General features: G+C 53.5%; 1 protein-coding gene. It reads left to right on the top strand.

All coding sequences use genetic code 11. From position 1 onward, the window contains the following. Positions 1–18 precede the first annotated feature (18 nt). Positions 19–475, top strand: a 457-nt coding sequence (locus tag KP705_RS21780; protein ID WP_252348428.1) for a hypothetical protein, incomplete at its 3' end; no start/stop codon positions are given.

The raw sequence follows: 475 nt of genomic DNA on the forward strand, positions 1-475 counted from the left end.
GTTTCCCACATGCGGAACATGACCCGTCTCAAGACCCCAAAAGATCGGCTTCGTGAAGATCAGGCCGAACAGGTTCGCCAAGCCCTTTTGCCGTTTTTTGACAATCCCGATTTTGACCATGATGCCCTTGGCCGGGTCATGGTCACCGTTCAACGCATTACTACCCCAGCCCCCGGAACAACGGAGCCGTTTGTTATGATCCGTCCCGCACAGAACCGTGCTGTCACCTTGTGGCTAATGAAGAACAGTAAACGTCCAATGAAGGCCGTGGACGTCTGGACGCTCTTGTTCGACCACCTGTTCCCACATACCGGACAGATCATGCTAACCCGCGAAGAAATCGCCGAAAAAGTCGGAATTCGGGTCAACGAAGTTACAGCCATCATGAATGAACTGGTGAAGTTCGGTGCGATTTTCTCCGAGCGCGAAAAGGTAGCCGGTATGCGAGGGCCGGGTCTTGTCCGCTACTACATGA

This window comes from Gluconobacter sp. P1D12_c (assembly GCF_018812105.1).
Lineage (GTDB): Bacteria > Pseudomonadota > Alphaproteobacteria > Acetobacterales > Acetobacteraceae > Gluconobacter > Gluconobacter oxydans_A.